We start from the raw sequence: 25875 nt of genomic DNA, 5'->3' as shown, positions 1-25875 counted from the left end.
TTGTTGCAGCAAAGGGCTTAGAACAACACGCGGCTGCGGATGGTGCCTTTGATGTGCTGCAGTTTTTCTTGCGCCAGATCCGAGTACTCGGCGTCGACGTCGATGACCACGTAACCGACTTTCTCGTTGGTCTGCAGGAACTGACCGGAGATGTTGATGCCGTTTTCCGCGAACACCTTGTTGATTTCCATCAGCACGCCCGGGATGTTTTCGTGGATGTGCAGCAGGCGGTGCTTGCCCGGGTGAGCCGGCAGGGCCACTTCAGGGAAGTTGACCGAGGACACCGACGTACCGTTGTCGCTGTACTTGACCAGCTTCTCGGCCACTTCCAGGCCGATGTTGGCCTGGGCTTCGGCGGTTGAGCCGCCGATGTGCGGGGTCAGGATCACGTTGTCCAGGCCACGCAGCGGGCTTTCGAAGATGTCGTCGTTGGAGCGCGGCTCGACCGGGAACACGTCGATGGCGGCGCCGATCAGGTGCTGGTCTTTGATGGCAGAAGCCAAGGCGTCCAGGTCAACCACGGTGCCGCGAGCGGCGTTGATCAGGATCGCGCCTTTCTTCATGGCACGGATTTCTTTCTCGCCGATCATCATCTGCGTGGACGGCAGCTCAGGCACGTGCAGGGACACGATGTCAGCCAGGCCCAGCAGCTCGGTCAGGGAAGTGACCTGAGTGGCGTTGCCAAGTGGCAGCTTGGTCAGCGGGTCGAAGAAGAACACCTGCATGCCCAGACTTTCAGCCAGAACCGACAGCTGAGTGCCGATCGAGCCGTAACCGATGATGCCCAGCTTCTTGCCACGGATCTCGAAGGAATTGGCCGCGCTCTTGATCCAGCCACCGCGATGGCAGGAAGCGTTCTTCTCCGGGATGCCGCGCAGCAGCAGGATGGCCTCGGCCAGTACCAGCTCGGCCACCGAACGGGTGTTGGAGTACGGCGCGTTGAACACGGCGATACCGCGCTCGCGGGCTGCGTCCAGATCAACCTGGTTGGTGCCGATGCAGAAGCAGCCGACGGCGACCAGTTTCTTGGCGCAGTCGAACATCTCTTCGGTCAGTTGGGTGCGGGAGCGAATGCCGATGAAGTGGGCGTCGGCGATCTTTTCCTTGAGCTCGGCTTCCGGCAGAGACTTGGTGTGGTACTCGATGCTGGTGTAACCGGCGGCCTTGAGGACGTCGACGGCGGATTGGTGGACGCCTTCGAGAAGAAGGAACTTGATCTTGCTCTTGTCGAGGGAAGTCTTGCTCATCTGCGTAAACCTGTGTCCCGGAGAAAATGGCAGGAAATGGACAGCGCAAGCTGCCTCGCGGCGCAACGGCGCCACCGAGAGTCGGCCTCAGGCACGTCTCTGCGGGGGCGGTATGCTAGCATATGTGCCCCGCTAAATACCCGTTCCTGCGACGTGAAGCGTTCTCAGGATAATCATGAATATTCCGAGAGTTCTGCTGATGATCGACGTTGCCGCGATGGACGAACTGAAGACCCTGGTCGAGCCTGGCAAGGTGCTGACCGACCCGGAATCCCTCGAAGCGTACGGCAAGGACTGGACCCGCCAATTCGCCCCGGCGCCCAGTGCTATCGTGTTTCCCAAGTCTGTAGAGCAGGTTCAGGCCATCGTCCGCTGGGCCAACGAGCGCAAGGTCGCGCTGGTGCCATCGGGCGGGCGCACCGGGCTCTCGGCAGCCGCGGTAGCGACCAACGGCGAGGTGGTCGTTTCCTTCGATTACATGAATCAAATTCTCGAACTCAACGCCACCGACCGCACCGTGCGCTGCCAGCCGGGCGTCGTCACCAAGCAATTGCAGAACTTCGCGGAAGAAAACGGCCTGTATTATCCGGTGGACTTTGCTTCGTCGGGTTCCAGCCAGATTGGCGGCAACATCGGCACCAATGCCGGCGGGATCAAGGTCATTCGCTACGGCATGACCCGCAACTGGGTGGCCGGCTTGAAGGTGGTCACTGGCAAGGGCGACATCCTTGAGCTGAACAAGGATTTGACCAAGAACGCCACCGGCTACGACATGCGCCAGCTGTTCATCGGCGCCGAAGGCACCCTGGGGTTCGTGGTCGAGGCCACGATGCGCCTGGACCGCGAGCCGAAAAACCTGACCTGCATGGTGCTCGGCACCCCGGATTTCGACTCGATCATGCCGGTGCTGCACGCCTTCCACGGCAAGCTCGACCTGACTGCCTTCGAGTTCTTTTCCGACAAGGGCCTGGTCCACATCATGGCCCGTGGTGATGTGCCCGAGCCGTTCGCCACCCGCACGCCGTTCTACGCCTTGCTGGAATTCGAGGCGGCCAACGAGGACATCTCCAATCAGGCGCTGGAAATCTTCGAGCACTGCGTGGAGCAGGGCTGGGTGATCGACGGGGTGATGAGCCAGAGCCAGCAGCAGTTGCAGAACCTGTGGAAGTTGCGCGAATACCTGTCCGAAACCATTTCGCACTACACGCCCTACAAGAACGACATTTCGGTGACCGTCTCGAAAGTGCCGGCCTTCCTTAATGAAATCGACGCCATAATGACCGAGCATTACCCGGATTTCGAAGTGGTCTGGTACGGCCATATCGGCGACGGCAACCTGCACCTGAACATCCTCAAGCCCGAGAGTCTCGACAAGGCCGAGTTCTTCGCCAGATGTTCGAAGGTCAATAAGTGGGTGTTCGAGATCGTCGAGAAGTACAACGGTTCGATTTCCGCCGAGCATGGCGTAGGCCTGGTCAAGCGCGATTACCTGGAATACAGCCGCTCAAAGGTGGAAATCGACTACATGAAGGCCCTCAAGGCTGTCTTCGACCCGAACGGCATCATGAACCCGGGCAAGATCTTCACGCTATAAGTAAGCTGCACCGGCCGCCAAACGCATTCAGGAGCGCTCAATGAGCTATCAGCACAAGTACACCGACGGGACCACGGTCCATTTTCCACTGGGCAAGGTGGTCTGCATCGGCCGCAACTACGCCGAACACGCCAAGGAACTGGACAACCCGGTGCCGACCGAGCCGCTGCTGTTCATCAAGCCGGGCAGTTGCGTGGTCGAGATCGAAGGCGGCTTCAGTATTCCGCAGGACCGTGGTTCGGTGCATTACGAGGCTGAAATCGTCGTGCTGATCGGCAAGTCCCTGAGCAAGAACCCGAGCTGCGAAGAAGTGCTGGATGCGATTTCCGGTTTCGCCCCGGGCCTGGACCTGACCCTGCGCGACGTGCAGTCCAAGCTCAAGGAAAAAGGCCTGCCGTGGGAAATCGCCAAGTCGTTCGACGGCGCGGCGGTAATTGCCCCATTCGTCTCGGCCGATGCCTACCCGGACCTGACCGACATCGCCATCCGCCTGACCGTCAACGGCGAAGTGCGCCAGGACGGCAACAGCAGCCAGATGCTCAACCCGATCGTGCCGATGATCCAGCACATGGCTTCGCAGTTCTCGCTGCAGGCGGGCGACCTGATCATGACCGGCACGCCGGCGGGCGTCGGGCCGTTTAATGTCGGCGACCAGATCGTGCTCGAACTGCCGGGGCAAAGCCGCTTCGAAAGCGACGTGCGCTGATCATTGGCGTATCGCCCGGAAGCCGCCTGTGAGAGATTGCAGGCGGCTTTTTTGTTGAACGGATTGCCGTTTTTTTCACATGCGATCCGGATAATGCTCCGCCGACCCTAGCGCCCTGTCGCTGTATCCATGGATTTTTCAGGATCGTCTCGATGACCGTTGACACACCGTCGTTGCACAAACCCAAGCGCAGGCTGCGTTCCGTTGGAGGCTGGTTGCTGCTCGCCCTGGTGGTGATTCTGGTGGGCTTGTCCTACGCCTGGCACTGGGACGACCGCGGGCTGCTGTGGCTGCGCGAGCAGACGGCGTCGGCGGCGCAGAAGGATGCGAGCATCTGGCTGCCGGACTATCGGGTCGTCATCGACGGCAAACCGCTGGCGGGGCTGGAAAAGGATGAGGCGTCGGATCTGTCCTACGATCCATCCAGCAAAACCCTCTACTCGGTGATGGGCAAGAACGCCTTCCTGGCCGAACTGAGCGTGACCGGCGATGTGCTGCGCAAGATTCCGTTGGTGGGCTGGAGCAACCCCGAAGGCGTGGCGGTGCTGGGCAATGACCTGATCGCCATCGTCGACGAACGTCAGCACCTGTTGACCATCGTCACCGTGACGCCGGAAACCAAGACCCTGAACATCGCCGACTTCCCCAAATACGACCTGGGCCCGTCGGCTGACCAGAACAAGGCGTTCGAGGGCGTGGCCTGGGATGCGCGCAACCAGCAGATTCTGTTGGGCGAGGAGCGTCCGCCGGCGCTGTTCAGCTGGAAGTCCGATGGTACTGCCGTGTTGAAGGGCGACAAGCAGAAGCTGCCGGATACCGGCAACCTGATCATGCGCAACCTGTCGGCGCTGCATGCCGATCAGAAAACCGGGCATTTGCTGGCGCTGTCGGCCGAGTCGCACCTGTTGCTGGAGCTGGACGAGAAGGGCAACAAGGTCAGCTTCATGGCGCTGATCCGTGGCCTGAACGGCCTGGATCGCACGATTCCCCGCGCCGAGGGCATGACCATGGATGATGAGGGCACCCTTTATATGGTCAGCGAGCCGAACCTGTTTTATTCGTTCAAGAAGAAATAACGGGTAACGGCGATGATCCATCCGTAGCAGCACGGCTTGCCGGCGGGGCGATTTCGAGGACGCCTTCGCCAGCAAGCCGGCTCCTACAGTTTTGAAACAACGTTTTCAGGTTGGTTTCAGACTAGGGTGATATTAAAACGCCCCCTATCTGATCCCGAGCTTGATATATGCATGGCCTGACCTTCCTCAAGCGCGTTCTGCTGCTTGTGCTGATTCTCCTGTTGCTGGCGCTGGCTTATCTTGGCGCCCGCGAATACCGGGTCGTCGAACGGCTGGTGTTCAATTGGCATGTTTACTGGCAGGCCAGCGATGCGCAGGCGCTCGGCCTGGATGATTATGAAGTGGTGATCGAGGCCCGGGTCATCGAGGGGCTTGAAGACAACGTGTCGGCGCTGAGTTTCGATCCTGATCGCAAGACGCTGTTCACCGTCACCAACAAAGACCCCGAGCTGGTCGAACTGAACCTTGAAGGACGCATTCTGCGCAGAATCCCGCTGACCGGCTTTGGTGATGCCGAAGCCGTGGAATACATCAGCCCCGGGGTTTACGTGATCAGCGACGAGCACAGCCAGCGGTTGATCAAGGTGCATGTGGACGACAACACCCTGTTTCTCGATGCGGCCGATGCCGAGCAACTGACGCTGGGCCTGGATGCCGGTGGCAACAGCGGGTTCGAAGGCCTGGCGTACGATAACCAGGGTCAGCGCCTGTTCGTGGCCAAGGAGCGCAAGCCGGTGCAGATCATCGAAGTGCGCGGTTTCCCGAATGCCAGCCACGACACGCCGAAGATTCTGGAAGTGACGTCCAGCAAGCAGCGCAACGCCGGGTTGTTCGTGCGTGATCTTTCAAGCTTGCAGTTCGATGAGCGCAGCGGGCATCTGCTGGCGCTGTCAGATGAGTCGCGGCAGATCCTGGAGCTGGATACGACGGGGCGACCGGTCGGCAATGTGTCGCTGAGCAAGGGCAGCATGGGGCTGAACAAGAGCGTGCCGCAGGCCGAGGGCATTGCGATGGGCGCAGACGGGACGCTGTATGTGGTCAGCGAGCCGAATCTGTTTTATTCGTTCAAGAAAAATTAAGTAGGTGTTGGTTATTTGCCACTGTGGGAGCCGGCTTGCTGGCGAATACGGTGTGTCATTCAACATTGTGTTGTCTGACCTGATGCATTCGCCAGCAAGCCGGCTCCTACAGGGTTAGGAAGCGCGCCCGGGTTTGCGCAGCGCCTTACTCAACGCTTGAGGGCTTTCACGCCTTCAGCAGTGCCCAACAGCAACAGATCCGCCGAACGCGCGGCGAACAGGCCGTTGGTGACCACACCGACGATGGCGTTGATCTGCGCTTCCAGGGCCACCGGGTCGGTGATGCTCATGTTGTGAACGTCGAGAATGATGTTGCCATTATCGGTAATCACGCCTTCGCGGTAGACCGGGTCGCCGCCCAGTTTCACCAGCTCGCGAGCCACGTGGCTGCGGGCCATCGGGATGACTTCGACCGGCAGCGGGAAGGCGCCCAGCACCGGCACCAGCTTGCTGCCGTCAGCGATGCAGATGAAGGTCTTGGCCACGGCCGCGACGATCTTCTCGCGGGTCAGGGCTGCGCCGCCGCCCTTGATCAGGTTCAGGTGCTCGTCGCTCTCGTCGGCGCCATCGATGTAGAACTCCAGGTCGCTGACCGTGTTGAGCTCATACACCGGAATGCCGTGGCCCTTGAGGCGTGCGGCAGTGGCTTCGGAACTGGCGACCGCGCCGTCGAAAGCGGCCTTGTGCTGGGCCAGGGCGTCGATGAAGCAGTTGGCGGTGGAGCCGGTGCCGACGCCCACGATGCTCTTGTCGTCGAGTTTCGGAAGGATGAAGTCGACGGCGGCCTGGGCAACGGCCTGTTTGAGTTGATCCTGGGTCATGCGGGGCTCCACGGCGGGCAAAGGGCGCAAAAAGGGCGGGCATTATAGCGATATGCCGCTGTTAAAACCCGAGTCTTCGTGTGGTCGTCGGTCGGGACGCGGGGTAGACTCCTTGGCCTTGCCCCTTTTCGCCAGTGATGCCTTTGTGATGCTCGAACAGTACGTCAAGAAAATCCTCACCTCCCGCGTCTACGACGTCGCCGTGGAAACTCCGCTGCACGGCGCCCGTCAGCTGTCCGAACGCCTCGGCAACCAGGTGCTGCTCAAGCGCGAAGACCTGCAGCCGGTGTTCTCCTTCAAGATCCGTGGCGCCTACAACAAGCTCGCGCAATTGAGTGCCGAGGAACTGGCGCGCGGCGTGGTCACGGCCTCCGCAGGCAACCACGCCCAGGGCCTGGCGTTGGCGGCGAAGAAGCTGGGGATCAAGGCGACCATCGTCATGCCCAAAACGACGCCTGAGATCAAGGTCGAAGGCGTGCGTTCGCGGGGCGGCAAGGTGGTGCTGCACGGGGATTCTTTCCCCGAGGCCCTGGCGCATTCTCTGAAGCTGGTCGAGGAAAAGGGCTACGTCTACATCCACCCCTACGACGACCCGGACACCATCGCCGGTCAAGGCACGGTGGCCATGGAGATCCTGCGTCAGCATCCGGGCCAACTGGACGCGATCTTCGTGCCGGTGGGCGGCGGTGGGCTGATCGCGGGTATCGCGGCCTACGTGAAATACCTGCGCCCGGAGATCAAGGTGATCGGCGTCGAGCCGGATGATTCCAACTGCCTGCAGCAGGCCATGGCCTACGGCGAGCGCGTGGTGCTGCAGCAGGTCGGGCTGTTCGCCGACGGCGTGGCCGTGGCGCAGATCGGCCAACACACCTTCGACCTCTGCAAGGACTACGTCGATGAGGTGATCACGGTCAGCACTGACGAAATCTGCGCGGCGATTAAGGACATCTACGACGATACCCGCTCGATCACCGAACCTGCCGGCGCCCTGGGCGCGGCGGGGATCAAGAAGTACGTCGAGCAGTACGAGGTCAAGGGCCAGACGTTCGTCGCCATCGAGTCCGGCGCCAACGTCAACTTCGACCGCCTGCGCCATGTCGCCGAACGCGCCGAGCTGGGCGAAGGCCGCGAGGCGATCATCGCCGTGACCATTCCCGAGCAGCCGGGCAGCTTCAAGGCGTTCTGCGAGGCGGTGGGCAAACGCCAGATCACCGAATTCAACTACCGCTACCACACCGACCGCGAGGCGCACATCTTCGTCGGCGTGCAGACCCACCCGGAAAACGACCCGCGCAAGGCGCTGATCGCCAGCCTTACGGCACAGGGCTTCCCGGTGCTGGATTTGACCGACAACGAACTGGCCAAACTGCACCTGCGACACATGGTCGGCGGGCATTCGGAGCGGGTCAGCGATGAAGTGGTGCTGCGCTTCGAGTTTCCAGAGAGGCCGGGGGCGCTGTTCAACTTCCTGAATAAGCTGGGCGGGAAGTGGAATATTTCGATGTTCCACTACCGCAACCACGGCGCGGCCGATGGGCGTGTGGTGGCGGGGTTGGTGGTGCCGGAGGAGGAGCGGCATCTGGTGCCGAAGGCGCTGGAGGAGATTGGGTATCCGTATTGGGATGAAACCAATAACCCGGCGTACAAACTCTTTTTGGGCTAGTTGAACGCTCCGTAGCAGCACGGCTTGCCGGCGGGGGGCGTCCGCAAGATCGCTCCCGCCGGTAAGCCGTGCTGCTACGCTGAAATTACGGTTTCTATAAAGGAATGAACCGCCATGGAACACTTCGCCGCTCTGAAAATCCTGCACATGACCACCACTGCGCTGCTGTTCATCTGCGCGTTGGCGTTGGTGATGTGGATCGTTCGCGCGCGGCGGGCGGGGGATCTGACGGTGCAGAATCGGGCGATGCAGCGGCCCTGGGTGTTCGTCTGGCTGTTGATGGGGCTGTGCCTGCTGACTCTGCCCATCAGCGGCTGGTGGCTGGTGCATTACGCAGGCTGGTCGCTGGGGCAGATGTGGATTCTGGCCAGCAGCATCCTTTATACCGTCGGCGCCTTGAGCTGGGCGTGGCTGGCGGTGCGGGTCAACCGGTTGCGCCGGCCGGTGATCGTCGGCAACCCCAGGTTCACCCTGGGGCTGGCGATTTTCAGCATGGTCTGTTTCGTGGCAATCGCGGGTTTGATGGGCGCCAAGCCCGTCTGAGCGTCAATCGCGCAGCGAAATCACCGGCCAGCCACGACGGGTCGCCTCGGCGCGCAACTTCTCGTCCGGGTCCACCGCAACCGGGTTGGCCACCTGCTCCAGCAGCGGCAGGTCGTTCATCGAGTCGCTATAGAAGTAGCTGTCATCCAGGTTGAAGCCGTTTTCCTCGATCCAGCGATTGAGTCGCGTGACCTTGCCTTCGCGGAAGCACGGCACGTCGGTGGTGCGCCCGGTGTAGCGACCATCGATTACTTCGCATTCGGTGGCCAGCAGGGTGTCGATGCCCAGGCGCTCGACCACAGGCGCGGTCACGAAACGGTTGGTCGCGGTAATCACCACCAGCTTGTCGCCTGCGTCGCGGTGCTTGGCGATCAGGGCCAGGGCTTTAGGCAGCATCAGCGGCTCGATGCAGTCACGCATGAAGTCACGATGCCATTCGTCGAGTTGCGCCATGTCGGTGCGGCCGAGAATTTCCAGGCTGAAATTCAGGTAGTCGGTCAGGTTCAGGGTGCCGGCCAGGTAGTCCTGGTAGAAGGCGTCATTGCGCGCCTTGTAGGCGGCTCCGTCCAGAATGCCGCGTTCGCACAGGTAATCCCCCCAGGCGTGATCGCTGTCACCGCCCAAAAGGGTGTTGTCGAGGTCGAATAAAGCCAGGCGCATGGGTTACTCGCTGAAATGACTGGAAAAAGAGCACAAGAATACGAGGTTTTTCCAAGAGACTGCATCTATTAATGCCGGAGTCGCGATAAGCTGTCGCCGCCTCGTTGCTGCCTTCACGATCTTTGTGGAACAATGCGACGACATGCGTTTGCGAGGTTGTAGCCGTGATCGACCCCGATGGTTTCCGCCCTAATGTCGGGATAATTCTGACAAATGATGCTGGCCAGGTCTTATGGGCTCGCCGTATCAATCAAGATGCCTGGCAGTTTCCGCAAGGGGGAATCAACCCTCAGGAGACGCCGGAAGACGCGCTCTACCGTGAATTGAATGAAGAAGTCGGGCTGGAACGGCACGATGTGGAAATTCTTGCCTGCACCCGAGGCTGGTTGCGCTATCGTCTGCCGCAACGTCTGGTCCGTACCCACAGCCAGCCGCTGTGCATCGGCCAGAAGCAAAAGTGGTTTCTCCTGCGCCTGATCTCCAACGAGCAGCGGGTGCGGATGGATTTGACCGGTAAACCGGAGTTCGATGGCTGGCGCTGGGTCAGTTATTGGTACCCGTTGGGCCAGGTGGTGACATTCAAGCGCGAAGTCTATCGCCGCGCACTCAAAGAGCTTGCCCCGCGCCTGTTGGCGCGCGACTGACACGGAGTTCGACCCCGAGCCATGCTCAATACGCTGCGCAAGATCGTCCAGGAAGTTAACTCCGCCAAGGATCTCAAGGCGGCGTTGGGGATTATTGTGTTACGCGTCAAAGAGGCCATGAGCAGCCAGGTCTGCTCGGTCTATTTGCTCGATCCCGAAACCAACCGTTTCGTGCTGATGGCCACCGAGGGCTTGAACAAGCGCTCCATCGGCAAGGTCAGCATGGCCCCGAACGAAGGTCTGGTCGGCCTTGTGGGTACGCGCGAAGAGCCGCTGAACCTGGAAAACGCCGCCGACCACCCGCGTTATCGCTACTTTGCCGAAACCGGCGAAGAACGTTTTGCCTCCTTCCTTGGCGCGCCGATCATTCACCATCGGCGCGTCGTCGGCGTGCTGGTCATCCAGCAAAAGGAGCGCCGCCAGTTCGACGAGGGCGAAGAAGCCTTCCTGGTGACCATGAGCGCGCAGCTCGCCGGGGTTATTGCCCACGCTGAGGCCACCGGCTCGATCCGTGGCCTGGGCCGTCAGGGTAAGGGCATCCAGGAAGCCAAGTTCGTCGGCGTGGCCGGTTCGCCGGGTGCAGCAGTGGGCACGGCGGTGGTCATGCTGCCCCCGGCCGATCTGGAAGTGGTGCCGGACAAGGCCATCACCGACATCGATGCCGAACTCAAGCTGTTCAAGAATGCACTTGAAGGCGTTCGCAGCGACATGCGTGCGCTTTCGGCGAAGTTGGCTACACAGTTGCGCCCGGAAGAGCGCGCGCTGTTCGACGTCTACCTGATGATGCTCGACGATGCCTCGCTGGGCAGTGAAGTCACCAACGTCATCAAGACCGGCCAGTGGGCCCAAGGCGCGCTGCGTTCGGTGGTCAACGAGCACGTCAGCCGTTTCGAGCTGATGGACGACGATTACCTGCGCGAGCGGGCGTCGGACGTCAAGGACCTGGGCCGCCGCCTGCTGGCTTACCTGCAGGAAGAGCGTCAGCAGGCGCTGGTCTACCCCGACAACACCATTCTGGTCAGTGAAGAGCTGACCCCTGCCATGCTCGGCGAAGTGCCGGAAGGCAAGCTGGTGGGCCTGGTTTCGGTACTGGGTTCGGGTAACTCCCACGTCGCGATCCTGGCCCGGGCCATGGGCATTCCGACGGTCATGGGCGCGGTCGACCTGCCGTATTCCAAAGTCGATGGCATCGACCTGATCGTCGACGGCTACCACGGCGAGGTCTACACCAACCCCGGCGAAGTGTTGCGCAAGCAGTATTCGGTGGTGGTCGAGGAGGAGCGCCAGCTGTCCCAGGGGCTGGACGCTCTCCGCGAGCTGCCTTGCGTGACTCTGGACGGACACCGGATGCCGCTGTGGGTCAACACGGGCCTTCTGGCCGACGTGGCACGCGCCCAGCAGCGCGGTGCCGAAGGCGTCGGGCTGTACCGCACCGAAGTGCCGTTCATGATCAACCAGCGCTTCCCGAGCGAGAAAGAGCAGCTGGCGATCTATCGCGAACAACTGGCCGCCTTCCATCCGCTGCCGGTGACCATGCGTACACTGGACATCGGTGGTGACAAGGCGCTTTCGTACTTCCCGATCAAGGAAGACAACCCGTTCCTGGGTTGGCGCGGCATCCGCGTGACCCTCGACCACCCGGAAATCTTCCTGGTGCAGACCCGCGCGATGCTCAAGGCCAGCGAAGGCCTGAACAACCTGCGCATCCTGCTGCCGATGATCTCCGGCACCCACGAAACCGAAGAGGCGCTGCACCTGATCCACCGCGCCTGGGGTGAAGTGCGCGACGAAGGCACCGACGTGCCGATGCCGCCGGTGGGGGTGATGATCGAAATTCCGGCGGCGGTCTATCAGACCCGCGAGCTGGCGCGGCAAGTGGACTTCCTCTCGGTCGGCTCCAACGACCTGACCCAATACCTGCTGGCGGTCGACCGCAACAACCCGCGGGTGGCCGATCTATACGATTACCTGCACCCGGCGGTGTTGCAGGCCCTGCAGACCGTGGTGCGCGACGCCCATGCCGAAGGCAAGCCGGTGAGCATCTGCGGCGAGATGGCGGGCGATCCGGCGGCAGCGGTGCTGTTGATGGCGATGGGCTTTGACAGCCTGTCGATGAACGCCACCAACCTGCCGAAAGTGAAGTGGATGCTGCGCCAGATCAACCTGAGCAAGGCCAGGGAATTGCTCGATCAGTTGATGAAGAACGACAACCCGCAGGTCATCAGCAGTTCGCTGCAGCTGGCGCTGAAAAACCTCGGGCTGTCGCGGATGATCAATCCTTCGCCGGTCAAGGGGCACTGATCGGCGGAATGCAGACCCTGTGGGAGCCGGCTTGCTGGCGAATGCGTCAGGTCAGACGCTGCGATGGTGAATGACCCATCGCATTCGCCAGCAAGCTGGCTCCCACAAGGGACTGCGGCGTGTCAGTCAGATCTGTAGCTCGACCTCCCCCAATCTCCCACCATACGGCCCGAAACTGCGCTCGATCATCCGGCGCCCGCCATCGGCCGAGACGATCAACACCGTGCTGGCGCGCGTTCCGTAATTGGGGCTGGCGATGAACACGCTGGACAGCAGCTTTTCCGTGGCATGGCCCACGCCGGTGTCGGGCAGTTCGGCCTCGTTGGCCGGCTGCGGATCGGCGAGAAATCTGAACAGCGCTTCCGGCTCAGCTGTATCCACGTGCTCCGCCAGCGCGGCCTTGGCCTTCACCAGCTTGGGCCAGGGCGTGTCGAGCCCTGCATTGGACACCCCATAAAATCCGGCTTCGAGGCGCTGAGGCACTGGTTGCGCCGCATTGAGAAAGTGCAGTTCTTCACGATTTCCCACCAGCAGGTTGAACCCGCCGTACTCGGACGAGCGCCCTGCGACCTCCCGCAGATAATCCTCGATAGGCATTGAGCCGCTCAAAAATTGAGCAACCAGTTCGCCCCGAGAGCGACGTCCTGGCGGTTTGCCCGGATCGCGGATGTTGGTCAACGCTGCGAACCGTCCGTCGGCATTGACTCCAAGCCAGGTGCCGCCCGCTTCCAGATCCCGTCCGGCAAAGACACCGGGAGCGTGTTCCCATTGCGCCAGCGGCAACGTGGGGCGCGCATAAAACTCGTCGCGGTTAGCCGCTAGAATCAACGGTTGTGGGTGGGCAGGGCGCCAGGCGAAGACGATCAGGCACATGTGGCCTCCTTTTTTCGGTCACTTTACGCATACCCGCCATTGGCATCCATCGCTCACTGCTAGAGCGCGATGGCTCGCTCCGGTAACATGCCGCACTGATTTTTCGGAGACCTGCATGGAATTTCTGCTCTATCTGGCCCTGGGCGCGTGCGCTGGGGTGCTGGCCGGGCTGTTTGGCGTCGGCGGCGGCATCATCATCGTTCCGGTGCTGGTGTTCAGTTTCACCCTGCAAGGTTTCGACAGTTCGGTGCTGACCCATCTGGCCGTCGGCACTTCGCTGGCGACCATCGTCTTCACCTCGATGCTCTCGGTGCGCGCTCACCATCGCATGGGCGCGGTGCAGTGGCCGGTGTTTGCGTGGATGACGGTCGGTATTCTGATTGGCGCGGGCCTCGGTTCCCTGACCGCCAGCTACATCGCCGGGCCCAATCTGCAGAAAATCATCGGCGTGTTCGCGATTCTGGTGGCCATCCAGATGGCGCTGGACATCAAGCCCAAGGCCAGCCGCGGCGTGCCCGGCAAGGGCGGCCTGACCGCTGCGGGCGTGGTGATCGGCTGGGCCTCGGCGATTTTCGGCATCGGCGGCGGCTCGCTGACGGTGCCATTCCTGACCTGGCGCAGTCTCACCATGCAGCAGGCCGTGGCCACGTCATCGGCCTGTGGTTTCCCCATCGCGGTGGCCAGTGCGATAAGTTTCATGATTCTTGGGTGGCACGATCCCCTGTTGCCACCGCATAGTCTCGGTTTTGTTTACCTGCCAGCCCTGATTGGCATTGCGGTCACCAGCATGTTTTTCGCCCGTTTCGGCGCGAAGCTGGCCCACAAACTGTCACCCAGGCTGCTGAAACGACTGTTCGCCCTGTTGCTGGTGGTCGTAGGTACCAGTTTTCTGATTTGATCCGTCGCTCACCGAGCGCACCATTCTTAAGGAGTCGCAATGCTGCCTTACCCGCAGATTGACCCGGTAGCCGTGGCCATCGGGCCGCTGCAAATTCACTGGTACGGCCTGATGTATCTGGTCGGTATCGGCAGTGCCTGGTTCCTCGCCTCGCACCGCTTGAACAAGTTCGACCCGACCTGGACCAAGGAAAAACTCTCCGACATGATCTTCTGGGTCGCGATGGGGGTGATCGTCGGCGGGCGTTTGGGTTACGTGTTGTTCTACGATCTGCCGAACTACATCGCCAACCCGCTGCTGATTTTTGAAGTGTGGAAGGGCGGCATGGCGTTCCACGGCGGTTTCATCGGCGTGATGATCGCGACGTACTGGTTCGGCAAGCGCAACGGCAAGTCGTTCTTCCAGCTCATGGACTTCATCGCGCCGATGGTGCCGATCGGCCTGGGCGCCGGGCGCATCGGCAACTTCATCAACGGCGAGCTGTGGGGCAAGCCGACCGATCTGCCGTGGGCGATGGTCTTCCCACCGTTCAGCGACCCTGCGCAACTGCCGCGCCATCCGTCGCAGCTGTATCAGTTCGCCCTGGAAGGTGTGGCACTGTTCGTCATTCTTTACTTCTTCTCGCGCAAGCCGCGCCCGACCATGGCCGTTTCCGGGATGTTCGCGCTGTTCTACGGCATCTTCCGCTTCGTCGTGGAGTTCGTGCGGGTGCCGGACGCCCAGCTGGGTTACCTGGCCTGGGGCTGGGTCACCATGGGCCAGATCCTCAGCCTGCCGATGATCGTCGCGGGCCTGGTGCTGATCTGGCTGGCCTACCACCGCGCGCCTGCTGCCGACAAGGCAGCCGTTTGATTTCGAGCCGCCAGGCCTGCGCGCCCGGCCGGTTCACCGATACAGAGGGCCTTAGGGCATGAAGCAATACCTTGAGCTGTTACAGGACGTCATCGCCAACGGCACCCGCAAGGGCGACCGCACCGGCACTGGCACCACCGCCGTGTTCGGCCGTCAGATCCGCCACAACCTGGCCGACGGCTTCCCACTGCTGACCACCAAGAAGCTGCACTTCAAGAGCATCGCCAATGAACTGATCTGGATGCTCAGCGGCAACACCAACACCAAATGGCTCAACGACAATGGCGTGACCATCTGGGACGAGTGGGCCACCGAAGAAGGCGACCTGGGCCCGGTCTACGGCGCGCAGTGGACCGGCTGGCCGACCAAGGACGGCGGCAAGATCAACCAGATCGACTACATGGTCGACTGCCTGAAGAACAACCCCAACAGCCGGCGGATCCTGTTCCACGGCTGGAACACCGAATACCTGCCGGACGAAAAACTCTCGCCGCAGGAAAACGTGAAAGCCGGGCGTCAGGCCCTGGCGGTCTGCCACTTGCTGTATCAGGCGTTCGTCGCCGACGGCAAGCTGTCGATGCAGCTGTACATCCGCAGCTCCGACGTGTTTCTGGGCCTGCCGTACAACATCGCCGCGCTGGCCTTGCTAACCCACATGCTGGCGCAGCAGTGCGACCTGATCCCCCACGAGATCATCGTCAGCCTGGGCGACACCCATGCCTACTCCAACCACGAAGAGCAGATCGCCACGCAGCTGGGCCGCACGCCGAAAAAACTGCCGACGCTGAAGATCAATCGCCGCCCGGAGAGCATCTACGACTACCGTTTCGAAGACTTTGAAATCGTGGGCTACGATGCCGATCCGAACATCAAGGCGCCTGTGGCTGTTTGATGATGCGCTGAAATCGGTAGGAGTGAGCTTGCTCGCGAATGCGTCAGGTCTGACAACGCATTGTTGACTGGACCGGCGCAATCGCGAGCAAGCTCACTCCTGCACGGGTTCTGCATGGGAATACGTTATTTATACAAATCCGCTTTGTTCAGTGTTCGAACCGGTTAGAAATTTTAAACCTTGTTTCGCCTAAGGTTAATTACTGTGGCCATTGTTGCAAATGTGTAATAAGTGTTTTGCAGCGCAGTACACAAAATCGGCACGATAGATATTTTCAATCTATATATTGCTGAGGTTGATTTTAATTTCATGGTTTGTCTGGCATATAGTCGGGGTCTACCTACCTATAAGTCTTTAGCCTGACACGCGTTTGGAAATAACTATCCATGACCACGACGAACTTCAGCACTGACACCTATTCGGACCACACCTCGGGTCTCTATCGCACCGCTGCACGGATCCTCAACGAAGCCGGCATCCAGATCAACGGATCTGCCCCTTCGGACATCCGTTTCAACGGCCCCGGGGTGATCGAAAGGGCGTTCGCGCAGGGGAATCTGGGGTTGGGCGAGGCCTACATGGATGGCCAGTGGGACAGCGAGCATCTCGACGAATTCTTTCACCGGCTGCTCAAGACCGGCATGACCGACGATGTGAAGCCGCTGCGGCTGGTGTTCTACGCGCTCATGGCCAAATTCATGAACCGGCAGAACATCAAACGCTCGAAAACCGTGGGTGAAGTGCACTACGACTTGGGTAACGAGTTCTACTCGAAAATGCTCGATTCGCGCATGACCTACACCTGCGGTTACTGGGAAAACGCCAACACACTGGAAGAGGCCCAGGCCGCCAAACTGGATTTGATCTGCCGCAAACTGCAGCTAAAACCGGGGATGCGCGTGCTGGACATCGGCTGTGGCTGGGGCAGCTTCATGAGCTACGCCGCCGAGCATTACGGCGTCGAAGCGGTCGGCGTGAGTATCTCCAAGGAGCAGATCGCCTGGGCCAAGGAGCGCTACAAGGGCCTGCCGCTGGAGTTCCGCTTCCAGGATTACCGCGAGTTGGACGAACAGTTCGATGCCATTGCCAGTGTCGGCATGTTCGAACACGTGGGCCGCAAGAACCATCGTGAATACATGGAACTGGCGCACCGCTGTTTGAAACCGGGCGGGTTATTCCTGCTGCACACCATCGGCAAGAATCAGCGCAACTCTTATCCGGATCCGTGGATCGACAAATATATATTCCCCAATGGTGACCTGCCCTCCATCGGCCAGATGGGCGATGCCATGGACGGGTTGTTCGTGGTGGAAGACTTGCACAACTTCGGTGCCGACTACGACAAGACACTGATGGCCTGGCACGACAACTTCATGAAGGCCTGGCCAGAGTTTGAGCCGACATTGGGCCAGCGTTTCTATCGCATGTGGCGTTATTACCTGTTGTCCTGCGCCGGTGCCTTCCGCGCCCGCGACATCCAGTTGTGGCAATGGGTGCTGTCCAAGGGCGGTGTGCCTCACGGATACCACCGCAGCCAGATTTAATGCACACGCTTTTGTAGGAGCGCGCTTGCCCGCGATTGCGGTGTGTCAGGTACAAATCTGTGTCTGACACACCGCAATCGCGGGCAAGCGCGCTCCTACAGGTGCATTGTCCTCCAACTGATTGGCGTTGGTTATCGAGAATTCGATAGTCAATTGAATTCCTCTATTCCCCCAGTGCGGACTACCAATGAGCGCGTAACCCCGCATTTGCTTATCGTTCTTCTCATCGGACAAGACCAGTGACCTGTGGAGAGAACATTCATGAGCAATAAACTGACCACCGCCTTCGGCGCCCCCGTCGTCGATAACCAGAACATTCAAACCGCAGGTCCGAACGGCCCCGCTCTCTTGCAAGACGTCTGGTTCCTGGAAAAACTGGCGCACTTCGATCGGGAAGTGATCCCGGAGCGCCGCATGCACGCCAAAGGCTCGGGCGCGTTCGGCACCTTCACCGTGACCCACGACATCACCCGCTACACCCGGGCGAAAATCTTCTCGCAGATCGGCAAGCAGACCGAAATGTTCGCCCGCTTCTCCACCGTGGCCGGTGAGCGTGGCGCCGCGGATGCCGAGCGCGACATTCGCGGCTTCGCCCTGAAGTTCTACACCGAAGAAGGCAACTGGGACCTGGTGGGCAACAACACGCCGGTGTTCTTTCTGCGTGATCCGCTGAAATTCCCCGACCTGAACCACGCCGTGAAGCGCGACCCGCGCACCGGCATGCGCAGTGCCGAGAACAACTGGGACTTCTGGACCCAACTGCCCGAGTCGTTCCACCAGGTGACCGTGGTGATGAGTGAACGCGGCATTCCGCGCAGCTACCGGGAAATGCACGGTTTCGGCAGCCACACCTACAGTTTCATCAGCGCCCAGCACGAGCGTTTCTGGGTCAAGTTCCACTTCGTCTCGCAGCAGGGCATCGCCAATCTGACCGACGCCGAGGCGCAGGATCTGGTGGGCCGGGACCGTGAGTCCCATCACCGCGATCTGTACGAAAACATCGAGAAGGGCAACTTCCCGCGCTGGAAACTGTTCGTGCAGATCATGCCGGAGAAAGAGGCAGGTTCTTATCACATCAACCCGTTCGACCTGACCAAGGTCTGGCCGAAGGCGGATTACCCGCTGATCGAGGTCGGTGTGTTCGAGCTCAACCGTAATCCGGAAAACAACTTCGCCGACGTCGAGCAGGCTGCTTTCGCGCCGTCCAACGTGGTGCCCGGCATCAGCTTCTCGCCGGACAAGATGCTCCAGGGCCGGCTGTTCTCCTACGGCGACGCCCAGCGCTACCGCTTGAGCGTCAACTACCACCAGATTCCGGTGAACTCGCCCAAGGCCGCGTTGCATGTGAACAGCTACCACCGCGACGGCCTGATGCGCGTCGACGGCAACCGTGGCGGCATGACCTCCTACGAGCCCAACACCAAGGGCGCGTTCCAGGAGCAGCCGGATTTCCGCGAGCCGCCACTGTCTATCGAAGGCGCGGCGGGGCACTGGAACCATCGGGTGGATGACGACTACTTCTCCCAGGCCGGCAACCTGTTCCGCAAGATGAGCGCGAAGGAGCAACAGTCGCTGTTCGACAACACCGCCCGGGCCTTGCGCGGGGTGTCAGCCCCGGTGATCGCGCTGCACATCAAGCACTGCGGGCTGGCGGATCCTGCGTACGGCGCGGGTGTGACCGAGGCGGTGGAGCGGATTCATCACGGTTGATTGACGCTCGGTACGAAACCCTGACCTTGTTGGTCGGGGTTTTTTTATTCAACGCAAACCCCTGTGGGAGTGAGCTTGCTCGCGAATGCGGTGTGTCAGACGCCATATACGTCAATGACACTCCGCATTCGCGAGCAAGCTCACTCCTACAGGGTTCACGGCGAACGGGAAGGTTGTAGGTTTATCAATGCCCGTGGCTGCGCCCCACATGGGAATGCTCGACCTCGGGCACAGCCACGCTGCCGCTGACTTCCAGCCGATCCAGAATCCCGCAATGATCTGGTGCCCCTTCGCTGCAGCGCTGGCGCAGGTCGATCAGCTGCTCCTGCAACGCCTGAAGGCTTTTGATCCGGGCGCTGACGTGCTGGATGTGTTCGTCGATCAGCGAATTGACGCTCTGGCACTGGTCCTGCGGGCTGTCACGCAGGGCCAGCAGGCTGCGGATTTCGTCGAGGGTCATGTCCAGGCTGCGGCAGTTGCGGATGAAGGTCAGCCGCTCCACATGCTCCTGGGAATACAGTCGGTAATTGCCCTCGCTGCGCGCAGGTTCAGGCAAAAGCCCCTCGCGCTCGTAGTAGCGGATGGTTTCCACGGCGCAGTCAGTGAGCCTGGCCAGCTCGCCGATCTTGTAAGACGCTTTCATGATCATCGATCTCGTTTCGAAGCTTGACCCTATAGTGGCTACAGGGTGTTCACTTGGCAACACGCACACCTAGAGACTCGACCGATGAGTGACTCTGTACACAAACATTCACCCCACGATCACGCAGGGCATGACCATTCGGCCCACGCCGCCGGCCCGGTGAAGTTCACCCCTGTGGGCAAGCACGAGCACCACGCCCATTCCTGCTGCTCCCATGACAGCGCACCGGCCAGCGTGACCATTGGCACGGCCAGCGAGAGCGCGCGCCTGAGCCAGTTCCGCATCGAGGCCATGGACTGCCCGACCGAGCAGACGCTGATCCAGAACAAGCTGGGCAAGATGGCGGGCATCCAGAAGCTGGAGTTCAACCTGATCAACCGGGTGCTGGGTGTGTGGCATGAGCTGCCGTCCACCGAGCCGATCCGTCAGGCCATCAGCTCGCTGGGCATGCAGGCAGAGGTCATCGAGCAAGGCGCAGAAGCTGCTGCGCCTGCCGCCAGGAAGCCTTGGTGGCCGCTGGCGTTGTCCGGCGTGGCGGCAGTGGCGGCCGAAGTCATCCACTTCACCCGTGCTGCGCCCGATTGGGTGGTGGCGGTGATCGCTCTGGTGGCGATTTTCAGCGGTGGCCTGGGCACCTACAAAAAGGGCTGGATCGCGCTGAAGAACCGCAATCTGAACATCAATGCGCTGATGAGCATTGCCGTCACCGGCGCGGTGCTGATCGGGCAGTGGCCGGAAGCGGCGATGGTGATGTTCCTGTTCACCGTGGCCGAGCTGATCGAGGCGCGTTCGCTGGATCGCGCACGCAACGCCATCAGCGGCCTCATGCAACTGGCCCCGGAAATGGTCACGGTGCAGCGCGACGGGCAGTGGCTGGAGGTCGAGGTCAAGGACGTCGCGCCGGGCAGCGTGGTGCGGGTCAAACCCGGCGAACGCATCGGGCTGGACGGTGAAGTGATCGCCGGGCATTCGACCATCGACCAGGCGCCGATCACCGGCGAAAGCCTGCCGGTGGAGAAGGGCGTCGGCGACAAGGTTTTCGCCGGCACCATCAATCAGGCCGGCTCGCTGGAATACCGGGTCACCGCTGCGGCAGGCCAGTCGACGCTGGCGCGGATCATTCATGCCGTGGAAGCGGCACAGGGCGCGCGGGCGCCGACTCAGCGCTTCGTCGACAGCTTCTCGAAGGTCTACACCCCGGTTGTGTTCGCGCTGGCGCTGGCCGTGGCGGTGATCCCGCCGCTGTTCATGGGTGCGGCATGGTTCGACTGGATCTACCGCGCGCTGGTGTTGCTGGTGGTGGCGTGCCCGTGCGCGCTGGTGATTTCGACGCCGGTGAGCATCGTCAGTGGCCTCGCGGCTGCGGCGCGCAAAGGCATTCTGGTCAAGGGCGGCGTGTACCTGGAAATGGGCCACAAGCTCGATTATCTGGCCCTGGACAAGACCGGCACCATCACCCACGGCAAGCCGGTGCAGACCGATTACGTGCTGCTCGCCGAGGCGTTTGGTGATAGCGCGCGGGTGATTTCCGCGAGCCTGGCCGGGCGTTCCGATCATCCGGTTTCACAGGCCATCGCCAAGGCGTTCGGGGCGGATGCGCATCTGCCGGTCGACGCCTTCGAAGCGCTGGGAGGCCTGGGTGTGAAAGGCGAGGTGGACGGGCGCCTGTATCATCTGGGCAACCATCGGTTGGTGCATGAGTCGGGGCGGTGTTCGCCAGAGCTCGAAGCACGCCTCGAGGCCCTGGAAAGCCAGGGCAAAACCGTGGTGCTGCTGTTCGACGCCACCGGCCCCTTGGCGCTGTTCGCCGTGGCCGACACGGTCAAGGACAGCAGTCGTGAAGCGATAGAGCAGCTGCACGCGCTGGGCGTGAAAACCCTGATGCTGACCGGCGACAACCCGCACACCGCCAAAGCAATCGCGGCGCAGGTGGGCGTGGATCAGGCGCGGGGCAACCTGCTGCCTGCTGACAAGTTGCAGGCCATCGAAGAGCTATACGCGCAGCAGCATCGCGTGGGCATGGTGGGCGACGGCATCAACGACGCCCCGGCACTGGCCCGGGCCGAAATCGGCTTCGCCATGGCAGCGGCAGGCACCGACACCGCGATCGAGACCGCTGACGTGGCGTTGATGGACGATGATCTGCGCAAGATTCCGGCGTTCATTCGCCTATCGCGCGACACCGCAGAGGTGCTCAAGCAGAACATCGCCCTGGCGCTGGTGATCAAGGCGATCTTTCTGGTGGTGACCTTCGCCGGGGTGGCGACCATGTGGATGGCGGTGTTCGCCGACATGGGCGTGAGCTTGCTGGTGGTGTTCAACGGGTTGCGGTTGTTGCGTAAATGATCGGGTGATGCGCGGCCCTCTGTAGGAGCGAATTCATTCGCGAATGGAAGTTTCAGGCGATACATCTCTATCGTCTGATCCATTTTTCGCGAATGAATTCGCTCCTACAGTGAACCCGCGTTTCAGCCGGGATTTCGGAGAGATGGCCGGAAATTATTTCCCGTACTTCTCCCGCCCCCAGGCGATCATGCTTTCTAGCAACTGCTTGAGCACCACCCGCGTCGGGTCGGCCAGGTCGCTGCGGTAGTGGAACGGCACGAACTCTTCCATGTAGGTGCTTTGCGCCAGTTCCAGCTGCACGGCGTGGATGTTTTCGGCCGGGTTGCCGTAGTGGCGGGTGATGTGGCCGCCCTTGAAGCGCCCGTTGAGCACATGGCTGTAGTTCCTGGCGCTGGCGCAGACCGCTTCGACGCGCTTTTCCAGTTCAGGATCGCAACTGGCGCCGTTGAAGGTGCCCAGGTTGAAGTCCGGCAGGCGGCCATCGAACAAGTGCGGAATGTGGCCGCGAATCGAGTGGGCGTCGAACAGCAGCGCATAGCCGAACTCGTCGCGCAGGCGATTGAGTTCATTGCGCAGGGTGTCGTGGTAGGGGGTCCAGATCTTTTCCAGGTAGCTCGCGCGCTCTTCCTTGCTCGGCTCCTGACCTGCCTTGAACAGCGGGTCGCCCTCGAACAGCGTCGACGGATACAGCCCGGTGGTCGCACCCGCGTACAGCGGCTTGTCGTCGGAAGGGCGGTTCAGGTCGATGACGAAACGCGAGTATTCAGCGGCCAGCACGCTGGCGCCCAGGTCATGGGCGAAGTCGTACAGGCGCGGGATGTGCCAGTCGGTGTCCGGCAGGCTGACCGCTTCATCCACCAGACCTTCGCGCACCACCGGCGTCAGGTTCAGCCCCGGATGCGGCATGCTGATCAGCAGCGGTACACGACCGCGAGTGAAACTCAGAACCTTGTCCACGTTATTTCTCCCGATTGGAAAGTGGCCGTTAGAAAGAGCTCTCGACGCCGTGACGCACGACGCGTTTGTCCAGATCCCCGCCCAGCCAGTAGGCCAGGTCTGCCGGGCGTTCGATGTTCCAGGCGACGAAATCCGCGACCTTGCCCGCTTCCAGCGAGCCATGGGTGTCGGCCATGCCCAGCGCTTGCGCAGCGTGAATCGTGGCGCCGGCCAGGGCCTCTTCGGGCGTCATGCGGAACAGGGTGCAGGCCATGTTCAGCATCAGGCGCAGGGACAGGCCCGGCGAGGTGCCCGGATTGAGGTCGGTGGCGATGGCGATCTTCACGCCGTGCTTGCGCAGCGCATCCATCGGCGGCAGCTGAGTCTCGCGCAGGAAGTAGAACGCCCCCGGCAGCAGCACCGCGACGGTGCCGGACGCGGCCATGGCGATCGCATCTTCTTCGGTCATGAATTCCAGATGGTCGGCTGACAGCGCCTGATACCGCGCCGCCAGGCTCGAACCATGCAGTGACGACAGTTGCTCGGCGTGCAGTTTCACCGGCAGGCCCAACTCGCCCGCAGTGATGAACACCTGCTCGACCTGCGCCGGGGAAAACGCCAGGTATTCGCAGAAGGCGTCGACGGCGTCCACCAGCTCTTCGGCGGCCAGCGCAGGCAGCATCTGGCTGCAGATGTGCGAGATGTAGGCGTCGGACTGGTCCTTGTATTCCGGCGGCAAGGCGTGGGCGGCCAGGCAGGTGCTGCGTACGGTGACCGGGAGTTTTTCCCCAAGCTGGCGAGCGACCCGCAGCATCTTGCGCTCGTTTTCCAGGTCCAGGCCGTAGCCGGATTTGATCTCCACCGTGGTCACGCCGTCTTTCATCAGGTGCAGCAAGCGGCGCTCGGCGCTGGCGTACAGTTGTTCCTCACTGGCCGCGCGCGTGGCCCGCACGGTGCTGGCGATGCCGCCACCGGCTGCTGCGATTTCGGCGTAGCTCACGCCTTGCAGGCGCTGCTCGAACTCACCGCTGCGATTGCCGCCGAACACGGTGTGAGTGTGGCAGTCGATCAGGCCGGGCGTGACCCAGGCGCCATTGAGGTCGACCTTGCGCACTTCGCCCTGCTCTGGCAACTCGCTGCGCGGGCCGATCCAGGCGATATGCGCGCCATCGGTGACAATGGCTGCGTCCTCGATGATCGAGTATTTGCCGTTGGCCATGCTTGCCGCGTGACAGTGATGCCAGAGCGTTTTCATCAGTACCTCCACAACATATAAAGATTTTTTGGATGCCTGTGCTCGTCCGGACAATGGAAGACCTGTGGGAGCCGGCTTGCTGGCGAAAGCGCCCGGTCAGACACTGATTTGCTGAATGACACACCGCATTCGCCAGCAAGCCGGCTCCCACAGGTTATGTGTCATCCAACAGGTCGGGTTTCGGCCATCTCTTTTTTCGGTTTAACCCAAACCCGATAAGCCACCACCAGCAACACAATCCACACCGCGCCCACCACCAGCGCCGGCTGGCTGTCCGGGAAATAACCCAGCACGGCAAACACGAACACCATGAACGCCGTGGCGGCGATAGGCGCGGCGGGCCACAGCGGCACCGGGAATTTCAGTTGTGCGACTTCATCCTTGCTCATCGAGCGGCGCATGGCGATCTGGGTGACCAGGATCATCAGCCACACCCAGACCGTGGCGAAGGTCGCCAGCGAGGCGATCAGCAGGAACACGTCTTCGGGAATCAGGTAGTTCAGCACCACGCCGATCAGCAGCGCGACGCCCATCACCAGCACGGTCATCCACGGCACGCCGGCGCCGGAAAGCTTGGCGAAGCTCTTCGGTGCCTGGCCCTGTTTCGCCAGGCCGAACATCATGCGGCCAGCGCCGAAGATGTCGCTGTTGATCGCCGAAACCGCCGCCGAGATCACCACAATGTTGAGGATGATCGCCGCAGAGGAAATCCCCAGATGGTCGAAAATCTGCACGAACGGGCTGCCCTCGTTGCCGATCTGCTGCCACGGGTACAGCGACATCAGGACGAACAGGGTCAGCACGTAAAACAGCAGGATGCGCAGGGGCACGGCGTTGATCGCGCGCGGAATCACCCGCTCGGGGTTGCGCGCTTCACCGGCGGCCACGCCGATGATCTCGATGCCACCGAAAGCGAACATCACCACGGCCAGCGCGGCCACCATGCCGCCCACGCCGTTGGGCATGAAGCCGCCCTGGGTCCAGAGGTTGCTCACATGGCTGACGGTCTCGCCCGAGGACGAGCCGAGGCCGAACAGCATGATCCCGAAGCCGGCAAGAATCATCGCGATAATCGCCCCGACCTTGAGCAGCGACAGCCAGAACTCGGTTTCGCCGAACACCTTGACGCTGCACAGGTTGAGCGCGCCGATCACGAACACGATGCCCAGCACCCAGGTCCAGCGGGGCACGTCGGGAAACCAGAAACCCATGTAGATGCCGAATGCCGTGACGTCGGCCAAGCACACGATCACCATCTCGAAAGCGTAGGTCCAGCCCAGCACGAAGCCGGCCATCGGGCCCAGATACTGCGTGGCGTACTCACTGAAGGAGCCGGCCACCGGGTTGCGCACGGCCATTTCGCCCAGGGCGCGCATCACCATGTACACCGCCGCGCCTGCGAGGATGTAAACCAATAGAACGGCAGGCCCGGCCAGCTTGATCGCCGAGGCCGAACCATAGAACAGCCCGGTGCCGATCGCCGACCCCAGTGCCATGAAGCGAATGTGTCGGGCGCTCAGCCCGCGTTTCAACTCTGTTGCGTTTTGCGATGTCATCTGGCTTTCCTGATATCTCGTGTGCAGCGAAGCGCG

At 61.5% G+C, this 25875-nt stretch carries 22 protein-coding genes; 14 read left to right on the top strand and 8 right to left on the bottom strand.

Annotation, left to right across the window (positions count from 1 at the left end; translation table 11 throughout):
• Nucleotides 1-17: 17 nt before the first annotated feature.
• Nucleotides 18-1247: a phosphoglycerate dehydrogenase gene (serA, locus tag AC1MEK_RS08280; protein WP_480395775.1), complete on the bottom strand. Its 1230-nt coding sequence runs from the start codon at nucleotides 1245-1247 to the stop codon at nucleotides 18-20.
• A 199-nt stretch (nucleotides 1248-1446) separates the two neighbouring features.
• On the opposite strand from serA, the gene AC1MEK_RS08275 reads away from it, so the two are divergent.
• The 4 genes from AC1MEK_RS08275 to AC1MEK_RS08260 all read left to right on the top strand — a co-directional run bounded on the left by AC1MEK_RS08275 (nucleotide 1447) and on the right by AC1MEK_RS08260 (nucleotide 5702).
• Complete coding sequence (locus AC1MEK_RS08275; protein WP_480396062.1) at nucleotides 1447-2841, top strand: FAD-binding oxidoreductase; 1395 nt, start codon at nucleotides 1447-1449, stop codon at nucleotides 2839-2841.
• 40 nt (nucleotides 2842-2881) lie between these two features.
• On the top strand, nucleotides 2882-3547 hold the full coding sequence (locus AC1MEK_RS08270; protein WP_480395774.1) for a fumarylacetoacetate hydrolase family protein: 666 nt from the start codon (nucleotides 2882-2884) through the stop codon (nucleotides 3545-3547).
• 152 nt (nucleotides 3548-3699) lie between these two features.
• Entirely contained in the window at nucleotides 3700-4623 is a 924-nt protein-coding gene (locus AC1MEK_RS08265) for an SdiA-regulated domain-containing protein (protein ID WP_480395773.1), read from the top strand.
• Between the two features lie 167 nt (nucleotides 4624-4790).
• Nucleotides 4791-5702, top strand: a complete 912-nt coding sequence (locus AC1MEK_RS08260; RefSeq protein WP_480395772.1) for an SdiA-regulated domain-containing protein — start codon at nucleotides 4791-4793, stop codon at nucleotides 5700-5702.
• Between the two features lie 149 nt (nucleotides 5703-5851).
• Here the strand turns inward: AC1MEK_RS08260 and rpiA are convergent, their stop codons facing one another.
• Nucleotides 5852-6523 (bottom strand): ribose-5-phosphate isomerase RpiA, encoded by a 672-nt coding sequence (rpiA, locus tag AC1MEK_RS08255; RefSeq protein ID WP_480395771.1) that lies wholly within the window; start codon nucleotides 6521-6523, stop codon nucleotides 5852-5854.
• A 148-nt stretch (nucleotides 6524-6671) separates the two neighbouring features.
• Here rpiA and ilvA point away from each other — a divergent pair, with 148 nt between their 5' ends.
• Together ilvA and AC1MEK_RS08245 are read left to right on the top strand one after the other, a co-directional pair.
• Nucleotides 6672-8186 (top strand): threonine ammonia-lyase, biosynthetic, encoded by a 1515-nt coding sequence (gene ilvA, locus AC1MEK_RS08250; RefSeq protein ID WP_480396061.1) that lies wholly within the window; start codon nucleotides 6672-6674, stop codon nucleotides 8184-8186.
• A 114-nt stretch (nucleotides 8187-8300) separates the two neighbouring features.
• The gene (locus AC1MEK_RS08245) at nucleotides 8301-8729 is read left to right on the top strand and encodes a DUF2269 family protein (RefSeq protein WP_480395770.1); all 429 of its coding nucleotides are present in this window, start codon (nucleotides 8301-8303) and stop codon (nucleotides 8727-8729) included.
• A 3-nt stretch (nucleotides 8730-8732) separates the two neighbouring features.
• On the opposite strand, the gene AC1MEK_RS08240 is transcribed toward AC1MEK_RS08245, so the two are convergent.
• Nucleotides 8733-9389, bottom strand: a complete 657-nt coding sequence (locus AC1MEK_RS08240) for a histidinol-phosphatase (protein WP_480395769.1) — start codon at nucleotides 9387-9389, stop codon at nucleotides 8733-8735.
• Between the two features lie 164 nt (nucleotides 9390-9553).
• Here AC1MEK_RS08240 and AC1MEK_RS08235 point away from each other — a divergent pair, with 164 nt between their 5' ends.
• Together AC1MEK_RS08235 and ptsP are read left to right on the top strand one after the other, a co-directional pair.
• The gene (locus tag AC1MEK_RS08235; protein ID WP_062379340.1) at nucleotides 9554-10033 is read left to right on the top strand and encodes an RNA pyrophosphohydrolase; all 480 of its coding nucleotides are present in this window, start codon (nucleotides 9554-9556) and stop codon (nucleotides 10031-10033) included.
• 21 nt (nucleotides 10034-10054) lie between these two features.
• A complete protein-coding gene (gene ptsP / locus AC1MEK_RS08230) occupies nucleotides 10055-12334 on the top strand; it encodes a phosphoenolpyruvate--protein phosphotransferase (protein WP_480395768.1) in 2280 nt (759 codons plus the stop codon).
• A 126-nt stretch (nucleotides 12335-12460) separates the two neighbouring features.
• On the opposite strand, the gene AC1MEK_RS08225 is transcribed toward ptsP, so the two are convergent.
• On the bottom strand, nucleotides 12461-13207 hold the full coding sequence (locus AC1MEK_RS08225) for an NRDE family protein (protein ID WP_480395767.1): 747 nt from the start codon (nucleotides 13205-13207) through the stop codon (nucleotides 12461-12463).
• Between the two features lie 115 nt (nucleotides 13208-13322).
• On the opposite strand from AC1MEK_RS08225, the gene AC1MEK_RS08220 reads away from it, so the two are divergent.
• The 5 genes from AC1MEK_RS08220 (at nucleotide 13323) to AC1MEK_RS08200 (ending at nucleotide 19103) form a co-directional block, all read left to right on the top strand.
• On the top strand, nucleotides 13323-14105 hold the full coding sequence (locus AC1MEK_RS08220; RefSeq protein ID WP_480395766.1) for a sulfite exporter TauE/SafE family protein: 783 nt from the start codon (nucleotides 13323-13325) through the stop codon (nucleotides 14103-14105).
• 39 nt (nucleotides 14106-14144) lie between these two features.
• Nucleotides 14145-14957, top strand: coding sequence for a prolipoprotein diacylglyceryl transferase (gene lgt, locus AC1MEK_RS08215; RefSeq protein WP_480395765.1), 813 nt, complete (start codon nucleotides 14145-14147; stop codon nucleotides 14955-14957).
• Nucleotides 14958-15015: 58 nt separating this feature from the next.
• Nucleotides 15016-15849, top strand: a complete 834-nt coding sequence (locus AC1MEK_RS08210; protein ID WP_480395764.1) for a thymidylate synthase — start codon at nucleotides 15016-15018, stop codon at nucleotides 15847-15849.
• 386 nt (nucleotides 15850-16235) lie between these two features.
• On the top strand, nucleotides 16236-17393 hold the full coding sequence (gene cfa / locus AC1MEK_RS08205) for a cyclopropane fatty acyl phospholipid synthase (RefSeq protein ID WP_480395763.1): 1158 nt from the start codon (nucleotides 16236-16238) through the stop codon (nucleotides 17391-17393).
• 261 nt (nucleotides 17394-17654) lie between these two features.
• Nucleotides 17655-19103, top strand: a complete 1449-nt coding sequence (locus AC1MEK_RS08200) for a catalase (protein WP_480395762.1) — start codon at nucleotides 17655-17657, stop codon at nucleotides 19101-19103.
• Nucleotides 19104-19287: 184 nt separating this feature from the next.
• On the opposite strand, the gene cadR is transcribed toward AC1MEK_RS08200, so the two are convergent.
• Nucleotides 19288-19746, bottom strand: a complete 459-nt coding sequence (gene cadR, locus AC1MEK_RS08195; RefSeq protein ID WP_480395761.1) for a Cd(II)/Pb(II)-responsive transcriptional regulator — start codon at nucleotides 19744-19746, stop codon at nucleotides 19288-19290.
• An 84-nt stretch (nucleotides 19747-19830) separates the two neighbouring features.
• Here cadR and AC1MEK_RS08190 point away from each other — a divergent pair, with 84 nt between their 5' ends.
• A complete protein-coding gene (locus AC1MEK_RS08190) occupies nucleotides 19831-22092 on the top strand; it encodes a heavy metal translocating P-type ATPase (protein ID WP_480395760.1) in 2262 nt (753 codons plus the stop codon).
• A 153-nt stretch (nucleotides 22093-22245) separates the two neighbouring features.
• On the opposite strand, the gene hutG is transcribed toward AC1MEK_RS08190, so the two are convergent.
• From hutG to AC1MEK_RS08175, 3 genes are all read right to left on the bottom strand, one after another.
• Nucleotides 22246-23049: an N-formylglutamate deformylase gene (gene hutG / locus AC1MEK_RS08185; protein WP_480395759.1), complete on the bottom strand. Its 804-nt coding sequence runs from the start codon at nucleotides 23047-23049 to the stop codon at nucleotides 22246-22248.
• Between the two features lie 28 nt (nucleotides 23050-23077).
• Nucleotides 23078-24283 (bottom strand): imidazolonepropionase, encoded by a 1206-nt coding sequence (gene hutI / locus AC1MEK_RS08180; RefSeq protein WP_480395758.1) that lies wholly within the window; start codon nucleotides 24281-24283, stop codon nucleotides 23078-23080.
• 161 nt (nucleotides 24284-24444) lie between these two features.
• A complete protein-coding gene (locus tag AC1MEK_RS08175) occupies nucleotides 24445-25839 on the bottom strand; it encodes an amino acid permease (RefSeq protein ID WP_480395757.1) in 1395 nt (464 codons plus the stop codon).
• Between the last annotated feature and the right edge of the window lie 36 nt (nucleotides 25840-25875).

This window comes from Pseudomonas sp. 2, assembly GCF_056627435.1.
The sequence above is the reverse complement of the archived record's forward strand: the minus strand, read 5'-3'. Positions and strand labels throughout refer to the sequence as shown.

Excerpts from the sequence above, each read along its gene's own strand:
- serA (WP_480395775.1), bottom strand. The coding sequence starts at position 1,247 with ATGAGCAAGACTTCCCTCGACAAGAGCAAGATCAAGTTCCTTCTTCTC.
- AC1MEK_RS08275 (WP_480396062.1), top strand. The coding sequence starts at position 1,447 with ATGATCGACGTTGCCGCGATGGACGAACTGAAGACCCTGGTCGAGCCT.
- AC1MEK_RS08270 (WP_480395774.1), top strand. The coding sequence starts at position 2,882 with ATGAGCTATCAGCACAAGTACACCGACGGGACCACGGTCCATTTTCCA.
- AC1MEK_RS08265 (WP_480395773.1), top strand. The coding sequence starts at position 3,700 with ATGACCGTTGACACACCGTCGTTGCACAAACCCAAGCGCAGGCTGCGT.
- AC1MEK_RS08260 (WP_480395772.1), top strand. The coding sequence starts at position 4,791 with ATGCATGGCCTGACCTTCCTCAAGCGCGTTCTGCTGCTTGTGCTGATT.
- rpiA (WP_480395771.1), bottom strand. The coding sequence starts at position 6,523 with ATGACCCAGGATCAACTCAAACAGGCCGTTGCCCAGGCCGCCGTCGAC.
- ilvA (WP_480396061.1), top strand. The coding sequence starts at position 6,672 with ATGCTCGAACAGTACGTCAAGAAAATCCTCACCTCCCGCGTCTACGAC.
- AC1MEK_RS08245 (WP_480395770.1), top strand. The coding sequence starts at position 8,301 with ATGGAACACTTCGCCGCTCTGAAAATCCTGCACATGACCACCACTGCG.
- AC1MEK_RS08240 (WP_480395769.1), bottom strand. The coding sequence starts at position 9,389 with ATGCGCCTGGCTTTATTCGACCTCGACAACACCCTTTTGGGCGGTGAC.
- ptsP (WP_480395768.1), top strand. The coding sequence starts at position 10,055 with ATGCTCAATACGCTGCGCAAGATCGTCCAGGAAGTTAACTCCGCCAAG.
- AC1MEK_RS08225 (WP_480395767.1), bottom strand. The coding sequence starts at position 13,207 with ATGTGCCTGATCGTCTTCGCCTGGCGCCCTGCCCACCCACAACCGTTG.
- AC1MEK_RS08220 (WP_480395766.1), top strand. The coding sequence starts at position 13,323 with ATGGAATTTCTGCTCTATCTGGCCCTGGGCGCGTGCGCTGGGGTGCTG.
- lgt (WP_480395765.1), top strand. The coding sequence starts at position 14,145 with ATGCTGCCTTACCCGCAGATTGACCCGGTAGCCGTGGCCATCGGGCCG.
- AC1MEK_RS08210 (WP_480395764.1), top strand. The coding sequence starts at position 15,016 with ATGAAGCAATACCTTGAGCTGTTACAGGACGTCATCGCCAACGGCACC.
- cfa (WP_480395763.1), top strand. The coding sequence starts at position 16,236 with ATGACCACGACGAACTTCAGCACTGACACCTATTCGGACCACACCTCG.
- AC1MEK_RS08200 (WP_480395762.1), top strand. The coding sequence starts at position 17,655 with ATGAGCAATAAACTGACCACCGCCTTCGGCGCCCCCGTCGTCGATAAC.
- cadR (WP_480395761.1), bottom strand. The coding sequence starts at position 19,746 with ATGAAAGCGTCTTACAAGATCGGCGAGCTGGCCAGGCTCACTGACTGC.
- AC1MEK_RS08190 (WP_480395760.1), top strand. The coding sequence starts at position 19,831 with ATGAGTGACTCTGTACACAAACATTCACCCCACGATCACGCAGGGCAT.
- hutI (WP_480395758.1), bottom strand. The coding sequence starts at position 24,283 with ATGAAAACGCTCTGGCATCACTGTCACGCGGCAAGCATGGCCAACGGC.
- AC1MEK_RS08175 (WP_480395757.1), bottom strand. The coding sequence starts at position 25,839 with ATGACATCGCAAAACGCAACAGAGTTGAAACGCGGGCTGAGCGCCCGA.